The following is a 24,031-nucleotide window of genomic DNA, read 5'->3' as shown; positions in this document are numbered from 1 at the left end:
GAGGTCGGTTTCTGTGGCTCTAAAAAATAGCACGGATATGGGTCTTATTCGGATGCCAGCAGGCGATTACATTGCGCTTCCTCCGTCTACCGCAACCCAGGAACAAGCGCCCGTGAGCAACACCACCGATCTGCCCTCCACCAGCCAGCCGCCCAGCGACCGCACCCGCGTGCGCCGCGTGGCCGAGAACGCACGCTACGACCGCGCCACGCTGCACGCCATCATCGACGCCGCCTACCTGTGCCACGTGGCCTTCGTCGACGGCAAGGGCACACACTGCATTCCCACCGCTTGCTGGCGCGAGGGCGAGCACCTCTACATCCACGGCTCCAACGGTGGGCGGCTGATTCGACTGCTGCAAGATGGCACGCAGGCTTGCGTGACCATCACCCACCTTGACGGGCTGGTGCTGGCGCGCTCGGCCTTCAATCATTCGATGAACTACCGCTCGGCCATGGTCTATGGCCAATTCGAGGCAGTGGCCGAGAAGCAGGCTTCCCTGGCCGCGCTCATGGACCACATCGCGCCCGGCCGCCAGTCCGAGATCCGCGCCGGCAGCTCCAAGGAACTGGCCGCAACCACCGTGATGCGTATCGCCTTGGGCGAGGCCGCCTGTAAAGTGCGCACTGGCCCGCCCGTGGACGACACGGAAGACATGGAGCACCCGGCCTGGGCGGGCGTACTTCCGCTGGTGCAGCACCGCGCGGCGCCCGTGGTTGACCCGCTGTGCGCTATCGAGCCTCCGCCCTACGTGCGGGCGTGGGCACACGCGCCTTGCTAGACTTCGTCCATGCAAACGTCGATGGCCGTCACGGCCTTGTTCATGGGTTTTGTGGGTGGCCCCCACTGCGTGGCCATGTGTGGCGCGGCCTGCGCTGGCATTGCCAAGGCAGCCGCGCCGCGCACGCGCCAGGCCATCGTGGGGTTTCAGCTCGGTCGCATCGTGGGCTACGCCACGCTGGGCGGTGTGGCCGCAGCCACCGTGCAAGGTTTGGGCTGGCTGGGCACGAACACCGTTGTTTTGCGGCCTTTGTGGACCGCCATGCATGTGGTGGCCCTGCTGGTGGGTTTGTTGTTGCTGGTGCAGGCGCGTCAGCCCGCGTGGGTGGACGGCTTTGCGCAGTCGGTGTGGCGCAAGGCCAAACCGGTGTTGGGCCGTCTGGGCGGCAAAGCCCCTTATGCCTTGGGTGCGGGTTGGGCGCTGATGCCGTGTGGCCTGTTGTATTCCGCGCTGCTGCTCGCATCGCTGTCGGCCAACGTGCTGGAAGGCGCGGTCATCATGGGCCTGTTTGCATTGGGCACGTCGGTGTCCATGACGATTGGTCCCTGGCTGCTGCTGCGCTGGCACGCATCGGGCAGCCTGCGCGGCGGTGCCTGGGGCATGCGCCTGGCGGGTGCGGCGCTGGTGCTCACGTCGGGTTGGGCGATCTGGATGGGCATGACCAACCCCACCGGCCTGTGGTGCGCTTGATCTCAGTGGGCTGAAGGCGGTTCGCGGCCCGGCAGCGTGGCCAGCACCAGCCCCAGCAGGGCGATGCCGAACGCCAGCGCTTGCACGCCGGTCAGGCTTTCACCCATGAACAGCACGCCGATGGCGGCAGCGCTCACGGGCAACATCACGGTGAACACGCCGGCCTGGGATGCGGGCACGGCCTTGAGGCCGGTCATCCACAGCCACACCGTCCAAACGCTGGCCGCCAGGCCGTAAAACACCAGCAGCAGCCAGAAGCTGGTTGACACGCTGCTGAAATCGAAGCTCAGCGCGGCCCACAGCCCCATGGGCGTGACCAGCACAAAACCGACCAGGTTGATGAGCGATGAAATGCGCTTGGGACCCAGGCCCTGCGTGAGCCGCTTGCCAATGACCACGTAAGACGCTTCGCACACCACGGCCGCGAAGATCAGCAGGTTGCCCCACAAGGGCAGCGGCATGCCGGCCCAGGTGTCTGCCGTGCTGCTGGCGGTGTCCGCCTTGGTCAGGGAAAACAGCCCGATGCCAATGGCGGCCAGCGCAATGGCCGCCATCGAACGCTTGCCGATGCGTTCGTGCAGGAAGAGGGCGCTGAGCACCGCCACCACCGCCGGAATGGCCGACATGATGACGCCGGCCGCCACCGCCGTGGTGAGCTTGACACCGAACAACATACAGAGCGAGAACAGGAAGTTGCCCAGGAAGGATTCGAGAAAGAGCAAGGCGCGCGTGCGCGGCGTGAGCGGGGGTTCATCGGCCGGCTTGCGCAACCAGCGCGCCATGGCCAGACCGCCAATGCCAAATCGCAGCCAGGCCAGCAAAAACACGGGCATGGCGGCCACCAGCGGTTTGGACAGGGCCACGTAGCTGCCCACCAGGGCCATGCTGGAGGCGAGACAGAGGTAGGCGAGCCAACGGTTCATGCGTATGTGGTGCGGACAAAGGCGCCATCATGCCGCACCTGGCGCACCTGGCGCACCTGGCGCACCTGGCGCACCTGGCGCACCCGGCGCACCGTGTCGGTGCCTGCACCTGCGGCGTGCTCTTGTGTTTTCAGAAAGAAGAAATGTGCTTCCGCAATGCGAAATGACGAAATGCTGCGATGCAGAAAAATTTCTCAATACAAGAGATTGATTTTCATATTGCGATAAAAAAATCATATGTTGTTGATTTTAAACAAATAAAAATCTTGTCTTCTATAAGACATAAGATTGGACAAGCTCTTATAGAAGACTTAAAGTACAGGCCATGGGCACCGGTCTTGCAAGCAGCAGCCACCGCCCCCGACTCAACCAACCAAGGAGTGACCATGTCGCAAGCCCTCAACGGCCAACTCAGCCGCCAACAACAAATTGAAGCCCTGGAGAAAGACTGGGCCCAGAACCCCCGCTGGAAGGGTGTGAAGCGCGGCTACAGCGCCGCCGACGTGGTTCGCCTGCGTGGCAGCCTGGCCATCGACCACACGCTGGCCAAGCGTGGTGCCGAAAAGCTGTGGGACAAGATCAACGGCAGCGCCAAGAAGGGCTACGTCAACGCCTTCGGCGCCATCACCGCCGGCCAAGCCATGCAGCAAGCCAAGGCTGGCCTGGAGGCCGTGTACCTGTCGGGCTGGCAAGTGGCCGCCGATGGCAACACCTCTGAAACCATGTACCCCGACCAGTCGCTCTACGCCTACGACTCGGTGCCCACCATGGTTCGCCGCATCAACAACACGTTCAAGCGGGCCGACGAAATCCAGTGGAGCCGTGGCATCGAGCCGGGTTCGCCTGAATTCATCGACTACTTCCTGCCCATCGTGGCCGATGCCGAAGCCGGTTTCGGCGGCGTGCTCAATGCCTTCGAACTCATGAAGAACATGATTGCCGCCGGTGCCGCTGGCGTGCACTTCGAAGACCAACTGGCCGCCGTGAAGAAGTGCGGCCACATGGGTGGCAAGGTGCTGGTGCCCACGCAAGAAGCCTGCGAAAAGCTGATCTCGGCCCGCTTTGCCGCCGACGTCATGGGCGTGTCCACCATCGTGCTGGCCCGCACCGACGCCGAGGCCGCCAACCTCATCACCAGCGACCACGACGCCAACGACAAGCCCTTCCTGACCGGCGAACGCACCCCCGAAGGCTTCTTCCGCGTCAAGAACGGCCTGGAGCAGTCCATCAGCCGTGGCGTGGCCTACGCACCCTACGCCGACCTGGTGTGGTGCGAAACCGGCGTGCCCGACATCGGCTTCGCCCGTGAATTCGCCCAAGCCGTGCACGCCGCCTGCCCCGGCAAGCTGCTGTCGTACAACTGCTCGCCTTCCTTCAACTGGAAGAAGAACCTCAACGACAAGCAGATCGCATCCTTCCAGGAAGACCTGTCCGCGCTGGGCTACAAGTTCCAGTTCATCACCCTGGCCGGCATCCACATCAACTGGTTCCAGACCTTCCAGTTCGCCCACGCCTACGCTCGCGGCGAAGGCATGAAGCACTACACCGAAATGGTGCAGGAACCCGAGTTCGCCGCACGCGACAAGGGCTACACCTTCGTGTCGCACCAGCAGGAAGTCGGCGCCGGCTACTTCGACGACGTGACCACCGTGATCCAGGGCGGTTCGTCCAGCGTGAAGGCCCTGACCGGTTCGACCGAAGAAGAACAGTTCCACTGAGAGTGAGTTTCAACCCCTGCTTATCCGCAGGGGCCAGAAAAAAGAAGCCCGGGCGACCCCCGGGCTTTGTTCATTTGGGCGGCAGGCAATCGCAGTAAAGTTTGGTTCTGCGGTAGCATTGCAATGCGCTTGTGAATGGGCGTGAATTGATTGCATCTCAGCAAGTGACTTGCATGTGTATGTGATTTTTTGTGAATAACAACCAATGTAAAAAAAGGGAGTGAAAAATGGCAAAGCCTGTGATGGGATATTGGGTCAAAGCAGCGGTGGTTCCGGCAGCTGCTTTCCTGCTTGTGGCATGTGGAGGGGGCAGCGATGGCGTTGATGAAGCAAGCCCGGAACTTCAGTACCCACTGCGTGTGGCCTACAAGAATCTGATTGAGCGAGAGGGCACGTTGTCTGCAGCGGTGTCCGGATCGGCAACAGATGGTGAGGATACGGTGCAGTTTGTCGGCTCGGGTTCTATGACTGAGAGCGCAACAACAGGGAGTTTTGAAGGTCAAATGGCCATTGTCAAAAATCTCACCGTGAATGGCGATTTGATCGTGGAAGGTATATCTGTGCCGTTTACAAATTCGTCTAAAAACTATTTTTCTCAGAGTTTCGCCCCGCTGGGAACTTCCGCGAATGGAAACCACTGCGTGGTACGTGGCCCATTTGTCATTCCGGAATTTGTCAAGGTGGGTGACAGTGGTCCGTTTGCGGAGGTGGATTGCTACAGCAGCAGTTCTAAATCGATCAAAATTGGCACTTCTGTTCAAACTTACGCGATTGAAGCAGCTTCAAATGATGGTGCTAGGCTGAAAATAGTTGAAAACGTCAAAGACACGAGCGGAGGGCAAGCGACAAGCGATTCGGTATTTGATATTTCGATGGACGGGGCAATTCGACGTCGCAGCGAGCGCATCACATTCCAAGACTCAGGTATCACGTTCAACATGAGACTCAACTACAACTGACGCGCCAGTCAGACTCGGTTGACCACGCCCAGTGACGCAACGGTTCAGGCCGACGCCGAGTTGGGCTTTTTTTTGCCAGTTGGGTCTTCGTGTGTGAGGCGGGCCACAGGCAGAATCACGCGAGTTGTTCTCGGAGAACCGCGATGCCCCACGTCCCCCAATGGAGCCACGCGCTGAGCGTGCGCAATGCGCGGTTGGATGAGCAGCACATTGTGCTGATCGAACTGTCCAAGGAGCTGATTGCGCTGGTGACAGGGGCGCCGCCTACCGATGCGCCCATTCTCCAGGCGCTTCGGGAGTTTGCCGATCTGGCGCGCCGCCACGATGAGCTGGAAGAGGGGTTGCTGGCGGCCAATGGCTGCCCAACGCTTGATGAACACCGCGTCATCCACCGCGTGGCGGAAGCCGAACTGGATCGCTGGATGGCGGCTGCGGCCGCAGATTCGCTGGACCGCAAAGCCTTGGTCGATGGCCTGGACGGCTGGATGACCCATCACCTGACCGAGACGGACATGCCGGTCAAAGGCTACATGCACGACTGATAGACGGTTCTGGCGGAAGCGGTGAGATTCGAACTCACGAACCCTTGCGGGTTGCCGGTTTTCAAGACCGGTGCAATCGACCACTCTGCCACGCTTCCAGGGTCACACTGTTGCCAGCGGCGCTGATTGTACCGGTCTGGGCTCAGGCTTTTTCGGCTGTCAGCATCCCACGCTGTTCGATGAAGCGAACCACCTCGTCCACACCGCTGCGCGTCTTGAGGTTGGTCATCACCCAGGGGCGGCGGGTGGTGTCGGGGCGCATGCGGGCGGTGTCGGCTTTCATCACCTCCAAGTCGGCGCCCACGTGGGGGGCGAGGTCGGTTTTGTTGATGACGAAGAGGTCGCTTTTGGTGATGCCGGGGCCACCCTTGCGCGGGATTTTTTCGCCAGCCGCCACGTCGATGACGTAGATGGTGAGGTCGCTCAGCTCGGGGCTGAAGGTGGCGGCCAGGTTGTCGCCACCACTTTCGATGAACACGACGTCGGCGTTGGGAAAGTCTCCCAACATGCGGTCGATGGCTTCGAGGTTGATGGAAGCGTCTTCGCGGATGGCGGTGTGCGGGCAGCCGCCGGTTTCCACGCCCATGATGCGCTCGGCCGGCAGCGCGCCGCTGACGGTCAGCAGGCGCTGGTCTTCTTTGGTATAGATGTCGTTGGTGATGGCGATGAGGTCGTACCGCTGGCGCATGGCCTTGCACAACATTTCCAGCAGGGTGGTTTTGCCGGAACCCACAGGCCCGCCAATGCCCACGCGCAGCGGGGGCAGGTGTTTGGTGCGGCCGGGGATCTGGTGCAGGGCGGGTGTGTTCATGATCGGAAAAGGCGTGAGTACTGGGTTTCGTGCCGGGCCGAGAGGATGGCCAGCATGGGGCAAAAGGATTGGCGTTCGCTGTCGCGCATGGTCAACGCGGTGTCCACCACGGCGGGGATGTCGGCCATCAGCCGCGCCAGCATGCGCTGACCGGCGGCCTGGCCCAGGGGCACGGCTTTGATGGCGGCTTGCACCATGTTTTCGGCCCAGCCGAAGGCGAAGGCCAGCAGGCTGTCGCGCACCGGCGTGATGGCCGGTGTGTGCAGGGCCAGCGCCAGGCCGAAGGCGACCGGGTAGGTGGGGGCTTGCAGCGTGGCGGGAGCGTGTTGGTTGGCCAGTGCCTCAGGCTGCACGGTCTTGAGCCATTCGATGAGCGAGCGGCCCATCTGCTCGGTCTGCAGGCGCATTTCGGCGGTTTCGCGGGTCTGGCGCACCCAGGCGTCCAACTCGGCCAGGCGGGCCCAGTCGTGGCGGCGCCAGGCGGGCAGGGCGCGGGCCAGCACTGGCAGGTCGGCGCGCGCCAGGCTCAGGTGCAACTGATCGCCTACCCAGGCACTGGCGCTGGCCTCGTCGCGCACATGACCGGCGTTCACCGCCGCTTCCAGGCCTTCGGAATAGGAAAACCCACCGATGGGCAGCGCCGGCGAGGCCAGCCAGATCAGGGGCAGCAGGCTGGCCGGGTTGGAGGTGCGCGAGCGCGGGGCGGGGCGTGCGGGCTTGCGGAGCAGACGGCGCATCAGTGGCCGTGGTCGTGGTGACCGTGGTCGTGTGAATGGGCATGGGCATGGCCGTGACCATGTCCGCCTTGCGCGTAGGCGCCGCTCTCGGGCTCGAAGGGTTCGCGCACCTCGTTCACGATCAGGTGCATCTGGCGCAGCATGTCGGCCAGCACATGATCGGGCTCGATCTTGAGGTGGTCCGGCTGCAGCTCAATGGGCACGTGGCGGTTGCCCAGGTGGTAGGCCGCGCGGGTCAGGTCGAAAGGGCTGCCGTGCTGGGCACAGGCGGTGATGCGCAGCACCGCCTGGGGCGCGGCCACTACACGGATGAAACCGCCGGCCTGTGTCAGCAACACATCGCCGCCGCGTACCACGGTGCCGCGTGGCAGGAACACGCCCACCCGCTGGCCGTCGCTTGTCTCGGCATCAAACCGGCTTTTCTGACGCAAGTCCCAGTCCAGGGTGACGCTGGGCGCGCGGCGCAGCAGCACCTCGGCCAGGCCCTGGCCTTGGGGGATGAGTTTGGAGGCTTGCAGCATAGGGTTGGGCGGGTGTGAGTGTGGAGTCAAGTCCGTTATAACGTTAGCAGGGAGGCCCGAAATGTTTTCAATGAAACTGATCGAAGTGGGTGATTCGTTGGGCGTGATCCTGCCTGAGGAAGTGCTTGCCAGCTTGAACGTTACCGTGGGGGACAGCTTGTACGTGACCGAGTTGACGTCGGGTGGATACAACCTGTCTCGGAGCGACGGCGAAAGTGGTGATGACACCGACCCAACGGATCAAAACAAAAAGTAGCGCTGCGCCAGCGGCAGCCGCGTGGCGGGCTCGCAGGTCAGCAGCACGCCATCGGCGCGCACGGTGTAGCGCTGCGGGTCGATCTCCATCACCGGCAGGTGGCTGTTGTGCACCATGCTGGCCTTGGTAACGTGGCGACAACCTTGCACGGCCACGAGTTGTTTGGCCAAGCCATAGCGCTGCGCCACGCCGGCGTCCAGCGCGGCCTGAGACACAAAGCTCAGGCTGCCCCGCGCCAGCGCGCCGCCGAAGGCGCCGAACTGCGGGCGGTAGTGCACCGGCTGCGGCGTGGGGATGGAGGCGTTGGGATCACCCATTGCGGCCAGCGCGATGCTGCCGCCCTTGAGCACCAGCGCGGGTTTCACGCCAAAGAAGGCCGGCTTCCAGATCACCAGATCCGCCCATTTGCCCGGCTCCACCGAACCCACGATGTGCGAGATGCCGTGGGCAATGGCCGGGTTGATGGTGTATTTGGCGATGTAACGCTTGATGCGGAAGTTGTCGTTGCGGCTGCTGTCCTGCGGCAGTGCGCCACGCTGCTGCTTCATCTTGTCGGCCGTCTGCCAGGTGCGGATCACGACCTCGCCCACGCGGCCCATGGCCTGGCTGTCGCTGCTCATCATGCTGATGGCGCCCAGGTCGTGCAGGATGTCTTCGGCGGCGATGGTTTCGCGGCGGATGCGGCTTTCGGCAAAGGCCAAGTCCTCGGGGATGGACGCATCGAGGTGGTGGCACACCATCAGCATGTCCACGTGCTCGTCCAGCGTGTTCACCGTGTAGGGCATGGTGGGGTTGGTGGACGAGGGCAGGAAGTTGGCCTCGCCCACCACGCGCATGATGTCGGGCGCGTGGCCACCACCCGCACCTTCGGTGTGGAAGGCGCACAGCGTGCGGCCTTTGGTGGCTGCAATCGTGTTTTCGACGAAACCCGATTCGTTGAGCGTGTCGCTGTGTATGGCGACCTGCGTGTCGGTTTCTTCGGCCACGTCCAAACAGGTGTCGATGGCCGACGGCGTGGTGCCCCAGTCTTCGTGCAGCTTCAGTCCGATGACGCCGGCGTGCACCTGCTCGCGCAGCGCCTCGGGCCGGCTGGCGTTGCCTTTGCCCAGGAAGCCAATGTTCATGGGCAGGCCATCGGCCGCCTGCAGCATGCGCTCGATGTGCCAGGGGCCGGGCGTGCAGGTGGTGGCGAAGGTGCCGGTGGCCGGGCCGGTGCCGCCGCCCAGCATGGTGGTCACGCCCGAGGCCAGGGCCTCGTCCACCTGCTGCGGGCAGATGAAGTGGATGTGGCTGTCGATGCCACCGGCGGTGACGATGTTGCCCTCGCAACTGATGATTTCGGTGCCCGGGCCGATGACGATGTCCACGCCGGGCTGGGTGTCGGGGTTGCCGGCCTTGCCTATTGCCGCTATGCGGCCATGCTTGAGCCCGATGTCGCACTTGACGATGCCCCAGTGGTCGATCAGCAGCGCATTGGTCAGCACGGTGTCCATGGCGCCTTCGCCATTCGTGCGCTGGCTCTGCGCCATGCCGTCGCGGATGGTCTTGCCGCCGCCGAATTTCACTTCCTCGCCGTAGCCACCGGCGCGCAAGGTCAGGTCCTGCTCCACCTCGACGATGAGGCCGGTGTCGGCCAGGCGCAGTCGGTCACCCACGGTGGGGCCGAACATGTCGGCGTAGGCGCGTTTGGGAATGCTGGCCATGGTCAAAGTTTTCCTTGGGTCAACGCGCGAAATCCGTAGATCACCCGGTCGCCGGCGTAGTCCACCAGTTCCACGGTGCGCTGCTGGCCGGGCTCGAAGCGCACGGCCGTGCCGCTGGCGATGTTCAGCCGCATGCCGCGCGCGGCAGCACGGTCAAAGTCCAGTGCGCCGTTGGTTTCGCTGAAGTGGTAGTGCGAGCCCACCTGGATGGGGCGCTCGGCGGTGTTTTTCACCAGCACGCTCAAGGTGCGGCGGCCCGGGTTCAGGGCGTGTTCGCCTTCGTCGATCAGGTACTCGCCGGGAATCATTTGCCGCCCCGGGTGAACCAGAGAAAAGCCGCCGCAACAGCGCCCACGGCCACAAAACCCAGCGCGTCGCTGGCGTGCCAATGGCTGCCGAACAGGCCGTGGCCGTCGTGCGCGAAGGCGGGCAGGGTGCTGAGCGTGGCGGCGAGGGTGGCGATGTGTTTCATGGCAGGGCTCAGACGATGGGTTGGTGGACGGTGACGAGCTTGGTGCCGTCGGGAAAGGTGGCCTCGACCTGGATGTCGGGAATCATCTCGGGGATGCCCTCCATCACGTCTTCGCGCGCGAGCACCAGGCGGCCCTCGCTCATGAGTTGCGCCACGGTCTTTCCGTCGCGCGCGCCCTCCATCACGACGGCGCTGATGAGGGCCACCGCTTCGGGGTAATTGAGTTTGAGTCCACGCGCCTTGCGCCGCTCGGCCAGCAAGGCGGCGGTGAAGATGAGGAGCTTGTCTTTCTCGCGGGGTGTGAGTTCCATGCGTGGGTATCAGCAAAAGCCGTGCCGGGGATGGCACGGAAGCTGCACTGTGCAGGCCGTGAATTCACCGTTGTCTTCCGCCTCCGCCAGTGCCCCGCAACGCATCATCAAGGTGCGGCGCGACTACAACGCTTGGGTGGCCAGTGAGACACTGGAGGACTATGCGCTGCGCTACACCCCACAGCGCTTCCGTCAATGGTCGGTCTGGCGCGTGGCCAACACGGCCTTTGGCGCGGCGTCGTTCCTGATCCTGGAGGCCGTGGGCGCCACGCTGCTGGTGCAGTACGGTTTTGTCAACGCGGCCCTGGCCATCCTGGCCACCGGGCTCATCATCTTTCTGGCCGGCCTGCCCATCAGCGTGTACGCCGCCCGCTACGGGGTGGACATGGACCTGCTCACGCGTGGCGCGGGCTTTGGCTACATCGGCTCCACCATCACCTCGCTGATCTACGCCAGCTTCACCTTCATCTTCTTTGCGCTGGAGGCGGCGGTGATGGCCTACGCGCTGGAGCTGGCCTTCGACATCCCGCCCGCCTGGGGCTACCTGATTTGTGCGGTGGTGGTGATTCCACTGGTGACACACGGTGTGTCCGTCATCGGCCGCTTGCAGGTCTGGACCCAGCCGCTGTGGCTGGTGATGCTGGTCTTGCCGTTCGTGTATGTGGCCATGCACGAACCGGGTGCATTTGGCGGCGTTGTGCACTACGGCGGCGCATCGGGTGAAGGTGCGCGTTTCAACGTGCACTTTTTCGGTGCTGCTTTGACGGTGGGCATCGCCCTCATCACCCAAATGGGGGAGCAGGCCGACTACCTGCGCTTCATGCCCGCGCGCGAAAAAGTGGGCGCGCTGCGCTGGTGGGCGGGCGTGTTGGCGGGTGGGCCGGGTTGGGTGTTGCTGGGCGTGCTCAAGATGTTGGGCGGCGCGGTGCTGGCGTATCTCGCCATCAGCCACATGGTGCCGGTGGAGCGCGCGGTGGACCCCAACCAGATGTACCTGGCCGCCTACGAGTACGTGTTCCCGAACTACGGCTGGGCGGTGGCGGCCACGGCGCTTTTCGTGATCGTCTCGCAACTCAAGATCAACGTCACGAATGCCTACGCCGGCTCGCTGGCCTGGAGCAACTTCTTCTCACGCCTCACCCACAGCCACCCGGGCCGCGTGGTGTGGGTGGTGTTCAACACGCTGATCGCCTTCATGCTCATGGAAATGAACGTGTTCCAGGCGCTGGGCGAGGTGCTGGGCCTGTACGCCAACATCGCCATCACCTGGATCATGGCGGTGGTGGCCGATCTGGTGGTGAACAAGCCGCTGGGCCTGTCGCCCAAAGGCATCGAGTTCAAGCGTGCCCACCTCTACGACATCAACCCAGTGGGCGTGGGCGCCATGGCCCTGGCTTCAACCCTGTCCATCGCGGCGCACATGGGCGTGTTTGGTGCCCTGGCGCAGGCCTTCTCGGCCAGCATTGCGATGGTGACTGCGTTTGTTGCGGCACCGCTCATCGCATGGGGTACCCGGGGCCGCTATTACCTGGCGCGCACCTCCCAGCCCAGCACACACGGCGGATCCGGCATTGCAGGTCCGCTCGTGTGGCCCCCCTCTCAGGGGGGTGACGCCGAAGGCGGCGCGGGGGGTGTTCTTCGGTGCGTGATTTGCGAGCGCGATTACGAAGGCCCCGACATGGCCCACTGCCTGGCTTATGGCGGTGCCATCTGCTCGCTGTGCTGCACGCTGGATGCCCGCTGTGGCGACCAATGCAAACCCCACGCGCGCCTGAGTGTGCAATGGGGCCAGGCCCTGCGGGCCGTGTTGCCGCGCCGCCTGTGGCCTTACCTCGACGCCGGTCTGGCCCATTACTTGTTGCTCATGGCGGTGGTGGCCCCTGTGCTGGCGGCGGTGTTGGGCCTGCTGTATGGGCAACAGCGCTCCCCCGGTTTTGTGCTGGTGTTTCTGGTGCTGCTCACGGTGGCGGCGGTGGTGGCCTGGTGGCTGGTGCTGGCGCACCAGAGCCGCGAGGTGGCGCAGGAGGAATCGCGCCGCCAGAGCGCACTGCTGATGCAGGAGATCGCATCGCACCGCCGCACCGATGAGCAACTGCAGCAGGCCAAACGCGCCGCCGACCAGGCCAACCAGGCCAAGACGCGCTACATCAGCACCATCAGCCACGAGCTGCGCACACCGCTCAACAGCATCCTGGGTTACGCCCAATTGCTGCAGGAGGACACCGGCATGGCGCCGCACCGGGCCCAGGCCATCCAGGTCATCCACCGGGGCGGCGAGCACCTGCTCTCGCTCATCGAAGGCACGCTGGACATCGCCCGCATCGAGTCGGGCAAGCTGACGCTGGACCTCAAGCCCATGCGCTTTCAGGCCGCCATGGCCGAGATGGCGTGCTTGTTTGAACTGCAAGCGCAAGAGAAAGGTTTGCGCTTCCGTTTTGAGACCCAAGGCAGCCTGCCCCTGGCGGTGCGTGCCGACGAAAAACGCGTGCGCCAAATCCTCATCAACCTGCTGGGCAACGCCGTCAAGTTCACCGCGCGCGGCGAGGTGGCCTTGCGCGTGCGCTATGCCCGCGAGATGGCCCACATCGAGGTGACCGACACCGGGCCGGGCATGACGGCCGAGGACCTGCAACGCGTGTTCGAGCCCTTTGCACGCGGCAGCACGGCGGCCGGTGGCGCTCAGGGTTCGGGTCTGGGGCTGACGATTGCCAAGATGCTGACCGACCTCATGGGCGGCGAGATGACCGCCCACAGCACGCCGGGGCAGGGCACGGTGTTCCGTCTGCGCCTGTTTGTGCCCGAATTGCAAGGCGCGGTGGCCCCGGCGGCGCTGACATCACCACCGCGCGTGGGTTACCAGGGGGCACGTCGCCGCGTGCTGGTGGTCGACAACGAAGAGGCCGACCGCAACCTCATTGCCCGCTGGCTCAGCCCTCTGGGCTTTGACGTGACCCTGGCCACCCACGGCGAAGACGCTTTGCGTGCCCTGGCCAACGGCCTGCGCCCCGACGCCGTGTGCATGGACCTGGCCATGCCCGGCATCGATGGCTGGGAGACGCTGCGCCGCATCCGCGCGCTGGGCCTGGCGCCCGAGCCTGCCTTGGCGGTCGTTTCGGCCAACGCCTTCGACAAAGGGCTGGACAACGACATTGGCCTGCCGCCGCGCGATTTCCTCGTCAAGCCGGTGCGGCGCGACGACCTGCTGGACTGGCTGGGCCAGCGCCTGGACCTGGCGTGGCAAGTGGACACGGCGCCCCCCGAGGCGCCGGCACCTGAAGCCGCTGTCAGCGAACAGGCCAGGCCCACAGCCGCCGAGCTGGACGTCTTGCTGGCCGCCACCCGGCTGGGTTACTACAAGGGTGTGGTGCGACAACTCGACGAATTGCTGGCGCGCCGCCCCGAGTGCGCCCACTTCGTTCAGCGTGTGGCGGCGCTGGCGCGGGCCTTCCGGTTCGAGGCCATCGAACAACTGATCGCGGAGACACAGCTTGACCCCCGCCACCCTTGACGCCGACGCCCCCCTGGTGCTCATCGTGGACGACGTGCCCGACAACGTGGCCGTGCTGCACGACGCGCTGGACGAGGCCGGTTACACCGTGCTGGTGGCGCTGGACGGCGAAAGCGCGCTCGCCCGCGCGGCCCAGGCCTTGCCCGACCTCATTCTGCTCGACGCCGTCATGCCCGGCATTGATGGTTTCGAGGTGGCGCGCCGCCTCAAGGCCAACCCGGCCACGGCCGCCATCCCCATCATCTTCATGACCGGGCTCACCGAGACCGAGCACCTGGTGGCCGCGCTGGAGGCCGGCGGCGCCGATTACGTGACCAAGCCCGTGAAGCCGCGCGAGGTGATGGCGCGCATGGGCGTGCACCTGCAAAGCGCCCGCCAGGCGCGCCAGGGCGCGCGCGAGCGACAGCAGGCCCGCAATGCGCTGGACGCGCTGGGCTACGCCGCCATCACCGTGCGCGCCAGCGACGGCCGCCTGATGTGGCGAACCCCGCTGGCACGCGAATGGCTGCTGCGCTACTGCGGCACCCAGTCGCCCCACGCGCCGCCCGAGGTGGTGGTGTGGCTGCAACGCCAGTTGCCGCCCGACCCCTTGCGCGAGCCACCGCGCCTGAGCATGGAAAGCGGGCCACGCCGCCTGACCTTCCGTTTGCACCAGCAGGTGGACGACGGTGAGTGGCTGATCGTGATGCAGGAAAGCTCCGACACCAGCGTCATCGAAGCCACGGCACAAGCGTTTGGTCTCACCGCGCGCGAGGCCGAGGTGCTGTACTGGGTGGTGAAGGGCAAGATCAACCGCGACATCGGCGACATTCTCGGCGCCAGCCCGGCCACGGTAAAAAAACACCTCGAACGTGTGTACGCCAAGCTCGGCGTGGAAACCCGCACGGCCGCTGCGGCCATGGCCATCAACCGCGTGCGTGGGCTCGGGCCATCGGCTTGAAAGCCCGCACCTGTGTCGATCTGATGCAGGTGTTTCCGGGTGTGAGTGGGCAGCCTTGTAGGAAAAAACCTGACACGATTTTCAGCGCGGCACCGACTTCAGAAATGTGAATTGAAATTTACATTGATTTTGTACTTTTCATTTCTTCGCAAATCAACGGGTCGTGCCATGGAAAACCTCAATGCTTTCTCGACAGTCCCTTCGAGCCCTTCTCACCTGTCTCCGCGCGTGGGCGAGGTGGTCCGTGCGCCCGTTGCCCTGCAGCGCGGCGCACTCAAGGAAGAGTGGCTGCCCTTCACCATCAAGCTGGTGAACAGCCAGGAAGATCTCGACAAAGCGGTGCAGATACGCCACGAGGCTTATGCGCGCCACTTGCCGGAGTTTGCGCAAACTTTGTTGCGTGCCGAAGGCGCGGACCACGAACCAGGTGTGGTGGTCTTGCTCGCAGAGTCCAAGCTCGACGGGTCGCCTTTGGGCACGATGCGCATCCAGTCCAACCGCTTTCGGCCGCTCACGCTGGAGCAGTCGGTGACGCTGCCAGCACCGTTTTGTAACGCCACGCTGGCCGAAGCCACGCGCCTGGGGGTGACACAGGAAGCCGCAGGGCGCCTCGTCAAGACCGCCTTGTTCAAGTCCTTTTTCCTCTACTGCCACATGGTGGGCGTGGACTACATGGTGATTGCAGGGCGTGCGCCCATTGATCGACAGTACCAACGCCTGATGTTCAGCGACGTGTTTCCTGGGCAGGGATTCGTGCCGCTCAAACACGCTGGCGATCTGCCGCACCGCATCATGTCGTTCGAAGTGGAGACAGCCGAGCAGCGCTGGTTCGAGGCGCGCCATCCGTTGTACCAGTTCGTGTTTCAGACGATTCACCAAGACATCGCGTTGCCTCCCTATGGCAACGCAGAGGCAAGTGCGGATGCTGCCGAGTGGCCCACCATGGGCATGACCGCCCGCTTCGCCACCCAATAAGGCGGGGGGCAGCCGATCAGTGCACCTGATCGACCGATGTGCCCAAAAACAGGTCGGGCGTGGTGCCCAGTTTTTCCAGCGCATCGAGCACGGTTGCCATCTCCCCTTCGGCCGGAATGAAGTCTGCCGACGAGCGAACGCCGAGGATGGCGGCCGGTGCTTGGGGCCTGGCCACCACGAAGCCCTGCACGTAGTCCACACCGATCTCCGCCAGCGTCTGCACGGTTTCCGCGTCCTCGGCCCATTCCGCAATGGTTTTCATGCCCAGGTTTTGTGCCAGGTTGACGATGGCCTCGACGATGGCAATGTTGGCCGGGTGCTGGTTCATGTTGACGATGAAGCTGCCATCGATCTTGAGCAGGTCACCTGGCAAGTCTTTCAGGTACGAGAACGAGGTGTAGCCGGCGCCGAAGTCGTCCAGCGCCACCTTGGCCCCGTACTGGCGCACCCGGTCGATGAAGCGGCGGGTGTTCTGCAGGTCGTGCAGCGCAACGCTTTCGGTGATTTCCAGGCAGATGTGGCGTGCGATCTCGATGTTCTGTTCCAGTGCTTCGAACACGTCGTCCACAAAGCGCTCGTCGTTCAAAGACGCGCCGCTGAGGTTCATGCAGACGAACTGGGTCGCACCCAGTGATGCCTGGTGGGTTTGCAGCCACTGCAGCGTGTGGTCCAGCACCCAGCGGTCGATCACGCCCATGCGTCCGCTGTTCTCGCCTGCTGCGATGAGACGGTCGGTGGGGATGCGGTTGCCGTTTTCGTCCTGCATGCGCAGCAACACCTCGAAGTTGAGCGAGGCGCGCGGTTTGCGCAGCGACATGATGGGCTGCATCTCGACGAACAGGCCGCTGAGGTCGGCCTGCGCGGACAGGCGCTCGACCAGGCGCATTTCGGCTTCGTGGTCCAGGAAGGCGCGGGCGTTTTTCTCGAACACCACCAGCCCGTCGGAATGCCCGGCTTTCGCCTCGCGGCAGGCGCGGTCGGCGGTGGCCACGGCGTCCTTGATGGAGGTGCCCGGGCCGACTTCAATCAGGCCCACCGAGCCACGCACATGAAACGCCCGTTCGCCCACACGGTATGGGGTGCCCCCGATGGTGGCTACCACGCCCTGGCAAATCAGTCGGGCCAGTTTGACGCGGGTGTCGGGCATCACGATGACAAATTCGTCGCCACCCACGCGCCCCAGACGCATGGGTTCTGACAGCAGCGTGTTGACCCGGGTGCAAACCTGTTGCAGCACTTCGTCTCCCGCGTTGTGGCCGAACAGGTCGTTGATGAGTTTGAAACGGTCCAGATCGAGGTAGGCCAGCGCAAGCGGTCTGCCTTCGCGCGCGCCGCTGAGAGCTGCATCCAACGCCATTTCCACGCCACGGCGGTTGAGGACCTTCGTGAGCGGGTCGTTGTGTGCCAAGAAGCGAAGGTTTTCGATGGCAAGCGATTTTTCGGTCACATCCTGCAGCGAACCTTCGATTTTGTCGCGCGCCAGAGCGGCGCGCACCATGTAGCGCCGCGGACGGGCGTTGTCGTCCTGGCGCAAACCCTCGACTTCCAGTTCTACCGTCTTCTGCTGGTGCAACTGCTGGTGCAAGTGGGTCCAGGCGCCCTGCCTGAACTGCCGGTACCAGTCGTTGTGGCCAGGCTCCAGCACCTGTTCGCCCAGCATTTGCAGCAAGGCCGGGTTGGCGCTCATGAAGCGTCCCTGCATGTCGAGCGTGAACAGTCCGATGGGCATGGCCTCGTACGTGTGCTGCAGCTCAGCCTGGATTTCCAGCCGTTGTTCATGCTCCTGTTTCATCTGCGCAGCAATAGCCAGCGCAGCCATCAGGCTGGAAGAGAGCGCCGCCGTCACGCTGTTGACGCTGTCAATCAAACCTTTGATGCCCAGGGCGGCAGAGATCACCTCGTACAGGCTGGCGAACAGTGTGATAGTGATGGATGCGGCGTACCACATGGCCACGCGCGAGCGGGTAAGCCACAGGATGCGACCGAGAAAGAACACCAACACGATGATGTTGAACGCGGTTGACACCCAGATCAGCGGCAGGAAGCTGGCGTAAGACAACGTCGCCGACAGCATCAACAGGGGCAGGCATGTCCACTGCGCCAGTCGCATCAGTTGTTGGTAGCCCACTTTGTTCAGTTCGTCTTCAAAGAAGGTGCGGAACAGGGTGATGGTGGTCACGTAATACACCGCCACAGTGATCAGGCGTGATGGTTGTAGCCAGTTCACCGGTACCAAGTGACCCAGCCACTGATAGTCCCAACCCGCAGAGAGGGCAGCCATGCGCAAGTTCACGACCAGCCATGTCGAAAACAACACATAGGTGGTGTTTCGGTTGATCAGCCCAGTCAGGAACACAAACAACGCGAGGATCATCACCCCGCCATCGAGCAGACCAGCGTAGTTGTGAAACTGCTGTGTGGAGCGCAACAGCACAGGTGAGTCCCACTGCTGGGCCCGTATGCGCGCGGGCCCCACAAAGAGGGCTCGGCAGATTGCCGAGTCGACGGCCCGGTCCACTGGCAGCGCGAGGGCGAAACCCGCTTTGAGAAGCGACAGGGGGCCTGTGTCGGTGCCGCGGTCGGCGTGCCCCAATTCGGTCAGGTTCTGCGCATCCCAGCAAGTGATTTCGGTCGCGTGCCGCGAGCTGAACTCCACCGACTGGGGAATCGCGCTGTCGTGTTCCGCTACGTCAAGACGCAGCCAAAAAGGCCGGGTGGACAACTGTGTGTCTCTGTGCGCCACAGCAGGCGGATTGACCTCGGCCAGCGCTTTCAAGGCGTCTGGTGGTGTCCAGTTGCCGCGAAGGTCTTCCACCACCTGAAAGCTCAGAGCCTGGCCTTGCAGGGAGGGGTAGTGACTGGGCCAGGCGACCAGCGCAAGGGCCGAGAGCCCGAGCATCAGCAGCGGCAACAAATAGGTGGACAAACGGAACAGCAACCGATCCAACACCTGGTGGCAGGCGCTCAACCAGGAGGTAACGGCTGGGCTTGTCACATTTAACATTTATTCCGTTGTCTCTTCACTTTGCTGACGGTGCAATATTGATTCGCATTGGTTCGATCAATTATGAAGTGAATGTGAGTTGTTTGCCGGTTGTGAAGCAACCCAGGTTCGAATTTGAACGCCCGTCTGTCTCCTTGTGTGCACACTCGCCCGCATACGCCACCCGGCGTACATACGCCACCCAGGGTTCTCCCTAGCATCCAGTCATCCCCTCTGAAGCGGCTTTTTTTAGGCCACGCCAAGGGGACACAAGCCTCCCCTTTGTGTTGTCTGGAAAACCTGGAGAAACCCCATGTCGCAAGCGCAGAACACCCGCCGATTCACCCTCAAAGCCCTGACGGTGGCCACCGCCCTGGGCGCCTTTGGCCTGTCGGCCCACGCGCAAGAGACCATCAAGGTCGGCGTGTTGCACAGCCTGTCGGGCACCATGGCCATTTCGGAAACCGTGCTCAAGGACGTGGCCCTGATGGCCATCGACGAGATCAACGCCAAGGGCGGCGTGTTGGGCAAGAAGCTCGAACCCGTGGTGGTGGACCCGGCTTCCAACTGGCCGCTGTTTGCCGAGAAGGCCAAACAACTGATCGACCAGGACAAGGTGGCCGCCGTGTTCGGCTGCTGGACTTCGGTGTCGCGCAAGTCGGTGCTGCCGGTGTTCGAGGAAAAGAACTCGCTGCTGTTCTACCCCGTGCAGTACGAGGGTGAAGAGCTGAGCAAGAACGTGTTCTACACCGGTGCCGCGCCCAACCAGCAGGCCATTCCCGCCGTGGAGTACCTGATGAGCAAAGACGGTGGCTCGGCCAAGCGCTGGGTGCTGCTGGGCACCGACTACGTTTACCCCCGCACCACCAACAAGATCCTGCGTGCCTTCCTCAAAGCCAAGGGCGTGAAGGATGAGGACATCATGGAGGAGTACACCCCCTTCGGCCACTCCGACTACCAGACCATCATCGCCAACATCAAGAAGTTCGCGTCTGCGGGCAAGAAGACGGCGGTGGTCTCCACCATCAACGGCGACTCCAACGTGCCCTTCTACAAGGAGCTGGGCAACGCCGGTCTGTCGGCCAAGGACGTGCCGGTGGTGGCCTTCTCGGTGGGTGAAGAAGAGCTGCGTGGTGTGGACACCAAGCCGCTGGTGGGCCACCTGGCCGCCTGGAACTACTTCATGAGCATCAAGAACCCGGCCAACGCCGAGTTCACCAAGAAGTGGGCCGCCTACGCCAAGGCCAAGAACATCGCTGGCCACAAGGACAAGCCGCTCACCAACGACCCGATGGAAGCCACTTACATCGGCATCAACATGTGGGCGCAGGCCGTGGCCAAGGCCAAGAGCACCGACACCGACAAGGTGATTGCCGCCATGGCCGGCCAGACCTTCAAGGCGCCGGGCGGCTTCACCTCCACCATGGACAAGGAAAACCACCACCTGCACAAGCCGGTGTTCATCGGCGAGATCAAGGCCGACGGCCAGTTCAACGTGGTGTGGAAGACCCCGGGCCCCGTGGTGGCCGACCCGTGGAGCGACTACATCGCCGAGAACAAGGGCAAGAAAAACGTCGCCATGGCGAAGTGAGCGAGGGAGCATGATGCGCTGGCTGCGTTCCTGTTGTGCCCTGCTGTGCCTGATGGGCGCAGCCAGTGTTCATGCCCTGACCCCGGCCGACGCCTTGGCGTTGGTCGAGGGCGATGGCGATGCGCGCATCGCCACACTCAACCGCCTGGCGGCCGAGCCCGACGACCAGGCCCAGGCGCTGATGAAAGCGCTGGCCGATGGTGCGGTCAAAGTGCTGGGCCAGCAGGTGCTGATCGTGGCCGACGACGGCAGCACCACCGACGCCACCACCGGTGCGGCGGTGGCACAGAACGACGAGGCACAAGACGTCATCGTTAACAACCGCATGCGGGGTGCGCTGGAAGCCGCCCTCGCGGTGCGCCAACTGTTTGGCAGCGACGTGGGTGCGCAGCGTGACGCGGCCAAGCTGCTGCAGCGCGCGGCATTTGAAGAGCCCGACGCCACACAGATTCCCCTGATCGAGAAGGCCCTGGCCGGCGCGCTGGACGACCAGGCGCGCGACAGCCTGGACCTCGCCCTGGCCGCCATGCAGCTGGCCGCCGAAGACGACGCCAAGCGCCTGAGTGCCGCCAAGGCGCTGGGCGAAAAAAGCCGGCCGACGCTGCGCCCGCTGTTGTTGCAACGCCTGGAGGCGGAAGCCAACCCGGGGGTCAAGGCCGCGCTGTCGGCCGCGCTCTCGGCCATCGACCGCCAACTGGCGTTGGGCAGTGCCCTGTCGCAAGCCTTCACCGGCGTCAGCCTGGGCTCCATCCTGCTGCTGGCCGCGCTGGGCCTGGCCATCACCTACGGCCTCATGGGCGTGATCAACATGGCCCACGGCGAACTGATCATGATCGGCGCCTACGCCACCTGGGCGGTGCAAGTCTTCTTCCGCAACAGCCTGCCCGGCCTGTTCGACTGGTACTTGCTTGCCGCCATTCCCGTGGCTTTCCTGACCTCGGCCCTGGTGGGCGCGGCCATGGAGCGCAGCGTGATCCGCTTCTTGTACGGCCGCCCGCTGGAAACCCTGCTCGCCACCTGGGGCATCAGCCTGGTGCTGATGCAACTGGTGCGCAGCCTGTTTGGCGCGCAGAACGTGGGCGTGGAAAACCCGAGCTGGATGAGTGGCAGCGTCACGCTGCTGGGCAACCTCACCTTGCCGTGGAACCGCCTCATCATCATCGCCTTTGCCGCCGCCGTGTTGCTGGGCGTGACGCTGCTGATCTCGCGCACCCGGCTGGGCCTGTTTGTGCGCGGCGTCACGCAGAACCGGCCGATCGCTTCTTGTATGGGCGTCAACACCGCCCGCATCGACACCTACGCCTTCGCGCTGGGTTCGGGCATCGCGGGCCTGGCCGGTTGCGCGCTGAGCCAGATCGGCAACGTCGGCCCCGACCTGGGCCAGAACTACATCGTGGATTCCTTCATGGTGGTGGTGCTCGGCGGCGTGGGCCAACTGGCGGGCACGGTGTACGCCGCGCTGAGCCTGGGCCTGCTCAACAAAGTGCTCGAAGGCTGGACCGGTGCCGTGCTGGCCAAGATCGCCGTGCTGATTTTCATCATCGTTTTCATCCAGAAACGGCCGCAGGGAATTTTTGCCATGAAGGGCCGGAGTGCCGAAGCATGAACAGCACGACCACCACCCCCGCCGTTGTCGCCTTGCCCGAGCGCGGCCCCTTGCTCACCCGCCCCGGCTGGAGCGCCTTCATCGTGGCCCTGCTGCTGGTGTGCGCCCTCGCACCGGTGCTCAACCTGCTGGTGCCTGAAGACAGTGCCTTCCACCTCTCGGGCTACATGGTGGGCCTGCTCGGCAAGATCATGTGCTACGCCATCTGCGCGCTGGCCATGGACCTCATCTGGGGCTACACCGGCATTCTCAGCCTGGGCCACGGCCTGTTCTTTGCGCTGGGTGGCTATGTGATGGGCATGTACCTCATGCGCCAGATCGGCCGCGACGGCAACTACAAAAGCGATCTGCCCGACTTCATGGTCTTTCTGGACTGGAAGGAACTGCCCTGGCATTGGGCCTTGAGCGACAGCTTCATCGCCACGCTGCTGCTCATCGTGCTGGTGCCGGGTGTGGTGGCCTTTGTGTTCGGCTACTTCGCCTTCCGTTCGCGCATCAAGGGCGTGTACTTTTCCATCATCACCCAGGCGCTGACCTTTGCCGCGCTGCTGCTTTTCTTCCGCAACGAAACCGGCATGGGCGGCAACAACGGCTTCACCGATTTCAAGCGCATCCTGGGCCTGCCCATCGCCACGCCGGGCATGCGCATGACGCTGTTTGTTTTCACCGGCCTCACGCTGCTGGGCTTCTATTTGTTTGCGCGCTGGCTGGTGGGCAGCAAGTTTGGCCGCGTGCTGCAAGCCGTGCGTGATTCGGAAAGCCGCGTCATGTTTTGTGGCTACAACCCGCTTCCCTACAAGCTCACCATCTGGACCATCTCGGCCGTGATGTGTGGTGTGGCCGGTGCACTCTACGTGCCGCAGGTGGGCATCATCAACCCGGGCGAAATGAGCACAGCGGCCAGCATCGAGATGGCGGTGTGGGCTGCCGTGGGCGGGCGTGCCACGCTGGTGGGGCCCATCGCCGGGGCCTTCATCGTCAACGGCGCCAAAAGCTGGCTCACCGTGGCCTTCCCTGAGTTCTGGCTGTATTTCCTCGGTGCGCTGTTCATCGCGGTCACCTTGTGGATGCCACAAGGTGTGGTGGGGCTGGTGAAGAAACTGCGTGGAGGCAAGGCATGACGCCGGACCTGTTGGAAGCGGGCGCGCAGCGCTTTGAGAAAAGCCGGGCGGCGGTCGAAGTCGGTCGCACCGAATCCGGTGGTCGCCGCGCGGGCTACGGCCGCATCGCCAAGGCGGGCGAGGTGGACACCACCCATGGCCGCATTCTCTACCTCGAAGATGTGCACGTGAGCTTCGACGGCTTCAAGGCCATCAACGGGCTGAACCTGGACATCGCCCCGGGTGAGTTGCGCTGCATCATCGGCCCCAACGGTGCTGGCAAGACGACGATGATGGACATCATCACCGGCAAGACCCGACCCGACCAAGGCTCGGTGTTTTTCGGCAGCACCATCGATTTGCTGCGCCACCGCGAGGCCGAGATCGCCGCCCTGGGCATTGGCCGCAAGTTCCAGAAGCCGACGGTGTTCGAGCAGCTCAGCGTGTTCGAGAACCTGGAACTGGCGCTGGCCACCGACAAACGCGTGCGCCACAGCATGGTGTTCACGTTGACCGGTGAAGAGAAAGACCGCCTGGCCGAGGTGTTGACCACCATCCACCTGGCCAGCAGCGCCAGCCGCCAGGCCGGCCTGTTGAGCCACGGCCAGAAGCAGTGGCTGGAGATTGGCATGTTGCTCATGCAAGACCCCAAGCTCTTGCTGCTCGACGAACCGGTGGCCGGCATGACCGACGAAGAAACCGCCCGCACCGCCGAGCTGTTTCTCACGCTCAAGGGCAAACATTCGCTGATGGTGGTGGAGCACGACATGAGCTTCATCCGCGCCATCTCTGAAAAAGTCACCGTGTTGTGCGACGGCTCGGTGCTGGCCGAAGGCACGCTGGACGAGGTGCAGGCCGATGAACGCGTGATCGAGGTTTACCTCGGCCGTTGAGGAGTACACAC

At 63.8% G+C, this 24,031-nt stretch carries 21 protein-coding genes, 1 tRNA gene and 1 pseudogene; 13 read left to right on the top strand and 10 right to left on the bottom strand.

All coding sequences use genetic code 11. The features are described from left to right. The first annotated feature begins 112 nt into the window (after positions 1–112). The gene (locus ACFQU0_RS05360) at positions 113–781 is read left to right on the top strand and encodes a pyridoxamine 5'-phosphate oxidase family protein (protein WP_382199097.1); all 669 of its coding nucleotides are present in this window, start codon (positions 113–115) and stop codon (positions 779–781) included. Between the two features lie 9 nt (positions 782–790). Then, positions 791–1,471: a sulfite exporter TauE/SafE family protein gene (locus ACFQU0_RS05355; protein WP_382199096.1), complete on the top strand. Its 681-nt coding sequence runs from the start codon at positions 791–793 to the stop codon at positions 1,469–1,471. 2 nt (positions 1,472–1,473) lie between these two features. On the opposite strand, the gene ACFQU0_RS05350 is transcribed toward ACFQU0_RS05355, so the two are convergent. Then, on the bottom strand, positions 1,474–2,394 hold the full coding sequence (locus tag ACFQU0_RS05350; RefSeq protein WP_382199095.1) for a DMT family transporter: 921 nt from the start codon (positions 2,392–2,394) through the stop codon (positions 1,474–1,476). A 386-nt stretch (positions 2,395–2,780) separates the two neighbouring features. Between ACFQU0_RS05350 and aceA the strand changes: the two genes are divergently transcribed. From aceA to ACFQU0_RS05335, 3 genes are all read left to right on the top strand, one after another. Beyond that, a complete protein-coding gene (gene aceA / locus ACFQU0_RS05345; protein ID WP_382199094.1) occupies positions 2,781–4,112 on the top strand; it encodes an isocitrate lyase in 1,332 nt (443 codons plus the stop codon). Positions 4,113–4,339: 227 nt separating this feature from the next. Then, on the top strand, positions 4,340–5,071 hold the full coding sequence (locus tag ACFQU0_RS05340) for a hypothetical protein (protein ID WP_382199093.1): 732 nt from the start codon (positions 4,340–4,342) through the stop codon (positions 5,069–5,071). Positions 5,072–5,214: 143 nt separating this feature from the next. Beyond that, a complete protein-coding gene (locus ACFQU0_RS05335; protein ID WP_382199091.1) occupies positions 5,215–5,613 on the top strand; it encodes a bacteriohemerythrin in 399 nt (132 codons plus the stop codon). Between the two features lie 10 nt (positions 5,614–5,623). On the opposite strand, the gene ACFQU0_RS05330 is transcribed toward ACFQU0_RS05335, so the two are convergent. From ACFQU0_RS05330 to ureE, 4 genes and pseudogenes are all read right to left on the bottom strand, one after another. After that, positions 5,624–5,711, bottom strand: a tRNA-Ser gene (locus tag ACFQU0_RS05330). A gap of 44 nt (positions 5,712–5,755) precedes the next feature. Continuing rightward, positions 5,756–6,424, bottom strand: coding sequence for an urease accessory protein UreG (ureG, locus tag ACFQU0_RS05325; RefSeq protein WP_382199090.1), 669 nt, complete (start codon positions 6,422–6,424; stop codon positions 5,756–5,758). Continuing rightward, positions 6,421–7,161 carry an urease accessory protein UreF gene (locus tag ACFQU0_RS05320; protein ID WP_382199089.1) on the bottom strand — a complete coding sequence of 247 codons (741 nt, stop codon included), beginning with the start codon at positions 7,159–7,161 and terminating at the stop codon, positions 6,421–6,423. The genes ureG and ACFQU0_RS05320 overlap by 4 nt, the downstream gene beginning before the upstream one ends. Positions 7,162–7,163: 2 nt before the next feature. Beyond that, positions 7,164–7,682, bottom strand: a pseudogene (gene ureE / locus ACFQU0_RS05315) (urease accessory protein UreE); the annotation flags it as partial. 70 nt (positions 7,683–7,752) lie between these two features. Here ureE and ACFQU0_RS05310 point away from each other — a divergent pair. Next, positions 7,753–7,938 carry an AbrB/MazE/SpoVT family DNA-binding domain-containing protein gene (locus ACFQU0_RS05310; RefSeq protein ID WP_382199088.1) on the top strand — a complete coding sequence of 62 codons (186 nt, stop codon included), beginning with the start codon at positions 7,753–7,755 and terminating at the stop codon, positions 7,936–7,938. Here ACFQU0_RS05310 and ureC read toward each other — a convergent pair. The 4 genes from ureC to ACFQU0_RS05290 are packed head-to-tail and all read right to left on the bottom strand — an operon-like array spanning position 7,923 to position 10,424. Then, positions 7,923–9,641 (bottom strand): urease subunit alpha, encoded by a 1,719-nt coding sequence (ureC, locus tag ACFQU0_RS05305; RefSeq protein ID WP_382199087.1) that lies wholly within the window; start codon positions 9,639–9,641, stop codon positions 7,923–7,925. The two genes, ACFQU0_RS05310 and ureC, sit on opposite strands and share 16 nt — an antisense overlap. Positions 9,642–9,643: 2 nt before the next feature. Beyond that, on the bottom strand, positions 9,644–9,949 hold the full coding sequence (locus tag ACFQU0_RS05300; RefSeq protein WP_382199086.1) for an urease subunit beta: 306 nt from the start codon (positions 9,947–9,949) through the stop codon (positions 9,644–9,646). Then, positions 9,946–10,113 (bottom strand): hypothetical protein, encoded by a 168-nt coding sequence (locus ACFQU0_RS05295; protein WP_382199085.1) that lies wholly within the window; start codon positions 10,111–10,113, stop codon positions 9,946–9,948. The genes ACFQU0_RS05300 and ACFQU0_RS05295 overlap by 4 nt, the downstream gene beginning before the upstream one ends. 8 nt (positions 10,114–10,121) lie before the next feature. Then, positions 10,122–10,424, bottom strand: coding sequence for an urease subunit gamma (locus ACFQU0_RS05290; protein WP_382199084.1), 303 nt, complete (start codon positions 10,422–10,424; stop codon positions 10,122–10,124). Between ACFQU0_RS05290 and ACFQU0_RS05285 the strand changes: the two genes are divergently transcribed. The 3 genes from ACFQU0_RS05285 to ACFQU0_RS05275 all read left to right on the top strand — a co-directional run bounded on the left by ACFQU0_RS05285 (position 10,423) and on the right by ACFQU0_RS05275 (position 15,847). Continuing rightward, positions 10,423–13,932: a hybrid sensor histidine kinase/response regulator gene (locus tag ACFQU0_RS05285; RefSeq protein WP_382199083.1), complete on the top strand. Its 3,510-nt coding sequence runs from the start codon at positions 10,423–10,425 to the stop codon at positions 13,930–13,932. The genes ACFQU0_RS05290 and ACFQU0_RS05285 overlap by 2 nt on opposite strands. Continuing rightward, entirely contained in the window at positions 13,913–14,872 is a 960-nt protein-coding gene (locus ACFQU0_RS05280) for a response regulator (protein ID WP_382199082.1), read from the top strand. The genes ACFQU0_RS05285 and ACFQU0_RS05280 overlap by 20 nt, the downstream gene beginning before the upstream one ends. A 228-nt stretch (positions 14,873–15,100) precedes the next feature. After that, entirely contained in the window at positions 15,101–15,847 is a 747-nt protein-coding gene (locus ACFQU0_RS05275; RefSeq protein ID WP_382199081.1) for an N-acyl amino acid synthase FeeM domain-containing protein, read from the top strand. Positions 15,848–15,863: 16 nt separating this feature from the next. On the opposite strand, the gene ACFQU0_RS05270 is transcribed toward ACFQU0_RS05275, so the two are convergent. Then, the gene (locus tag ACFQU0_RS05270) at positions 15,864–18,815 is read right to left on the bottom strand and encodes an EAL domain-containing protein (protein WP_382199080.1); all 2,952 of its coding nucleotides are present in this window, start codon (positions 18,813–18,815) and stop codon (positions 15,864–15,866) included. 328 nt (positions 18,816–19,143) lie between these two features. On the opposite strand from ACFQU0_RS05270, the gene urtA reads away from it, so the two are divergent. From urtA to urtD, 4 genes are read left to right on the top strand one after another with little or no spacing between them, the layout of a single operon-like run. Further along, positions 19,144–20,421 (top strand): urea ABC transporter substrate-binding protein, encoded by a 1,278-nt coding sequence (urtA, locus tag ACFQU0_RS05265; protein ID WP_382199079.1) that lies wholly within the window; start codon positions 19,144–19,146, stop codon positions 20,419–20,421. A 10-nt stretch (positions 20,422–20,431) separates the two neighbouring features. Continuing rightward, positions 20,432–22,027: an urea ABC transporter permease subunit UrtB gene (gene urtB, locus ACFQU0_RS05260; RefSeq protein ID WP_382199078.1), complete on the top strand. Its 1,596-nt coding sequence runs from the start codon at positions 20,432–20,434 to the stop codon at positions 22,025–22,027. Then, complete coding sequence (gene urtC, locus ACFQU0_RS05255; protein ID WP_382199077.1) at positions 22,024–23,148, top strand: urea ABC transporter permease subunit UrtC; 1,125 nt, start codon at positions 22,024–22,026, stop codon at positions 23,146–23,148. Before urtB ends, urtC begins: the two co-directional genes overlap by 4 nt. After that, positions 23,145–24,020, top strand: a complete 876-nt coding sequence (gene urtD, locus ACFQU0_RS05250; RefSeq protein ID WP_382199076.1) for an urea ABC transporter ATP-binding protein UrtD — start codon at positions 23,145–23,147, stop codon at positions 24,018–24,020. The genes urtC and urtD overlap by 4 nt, the downstream gene beginning before the upstream one ends. Positions 24,021–24,031: the final 11 nt, after the last annotated feature.

Source organism: Hydrogenophaga defluvii, from assembly GCF_042665235.1.
GTDB classification, from domain to species: Bacteria; Pseudomonadota; Gammaproteobacteria; order Burkholderiales; family Burkholderiaceae_C; genus Hydrogenophaga; species Hydrogenophaga defluvii_A.
This window is presented reverse-complemented; position numbering and strand designations above follow the sequence as displayed.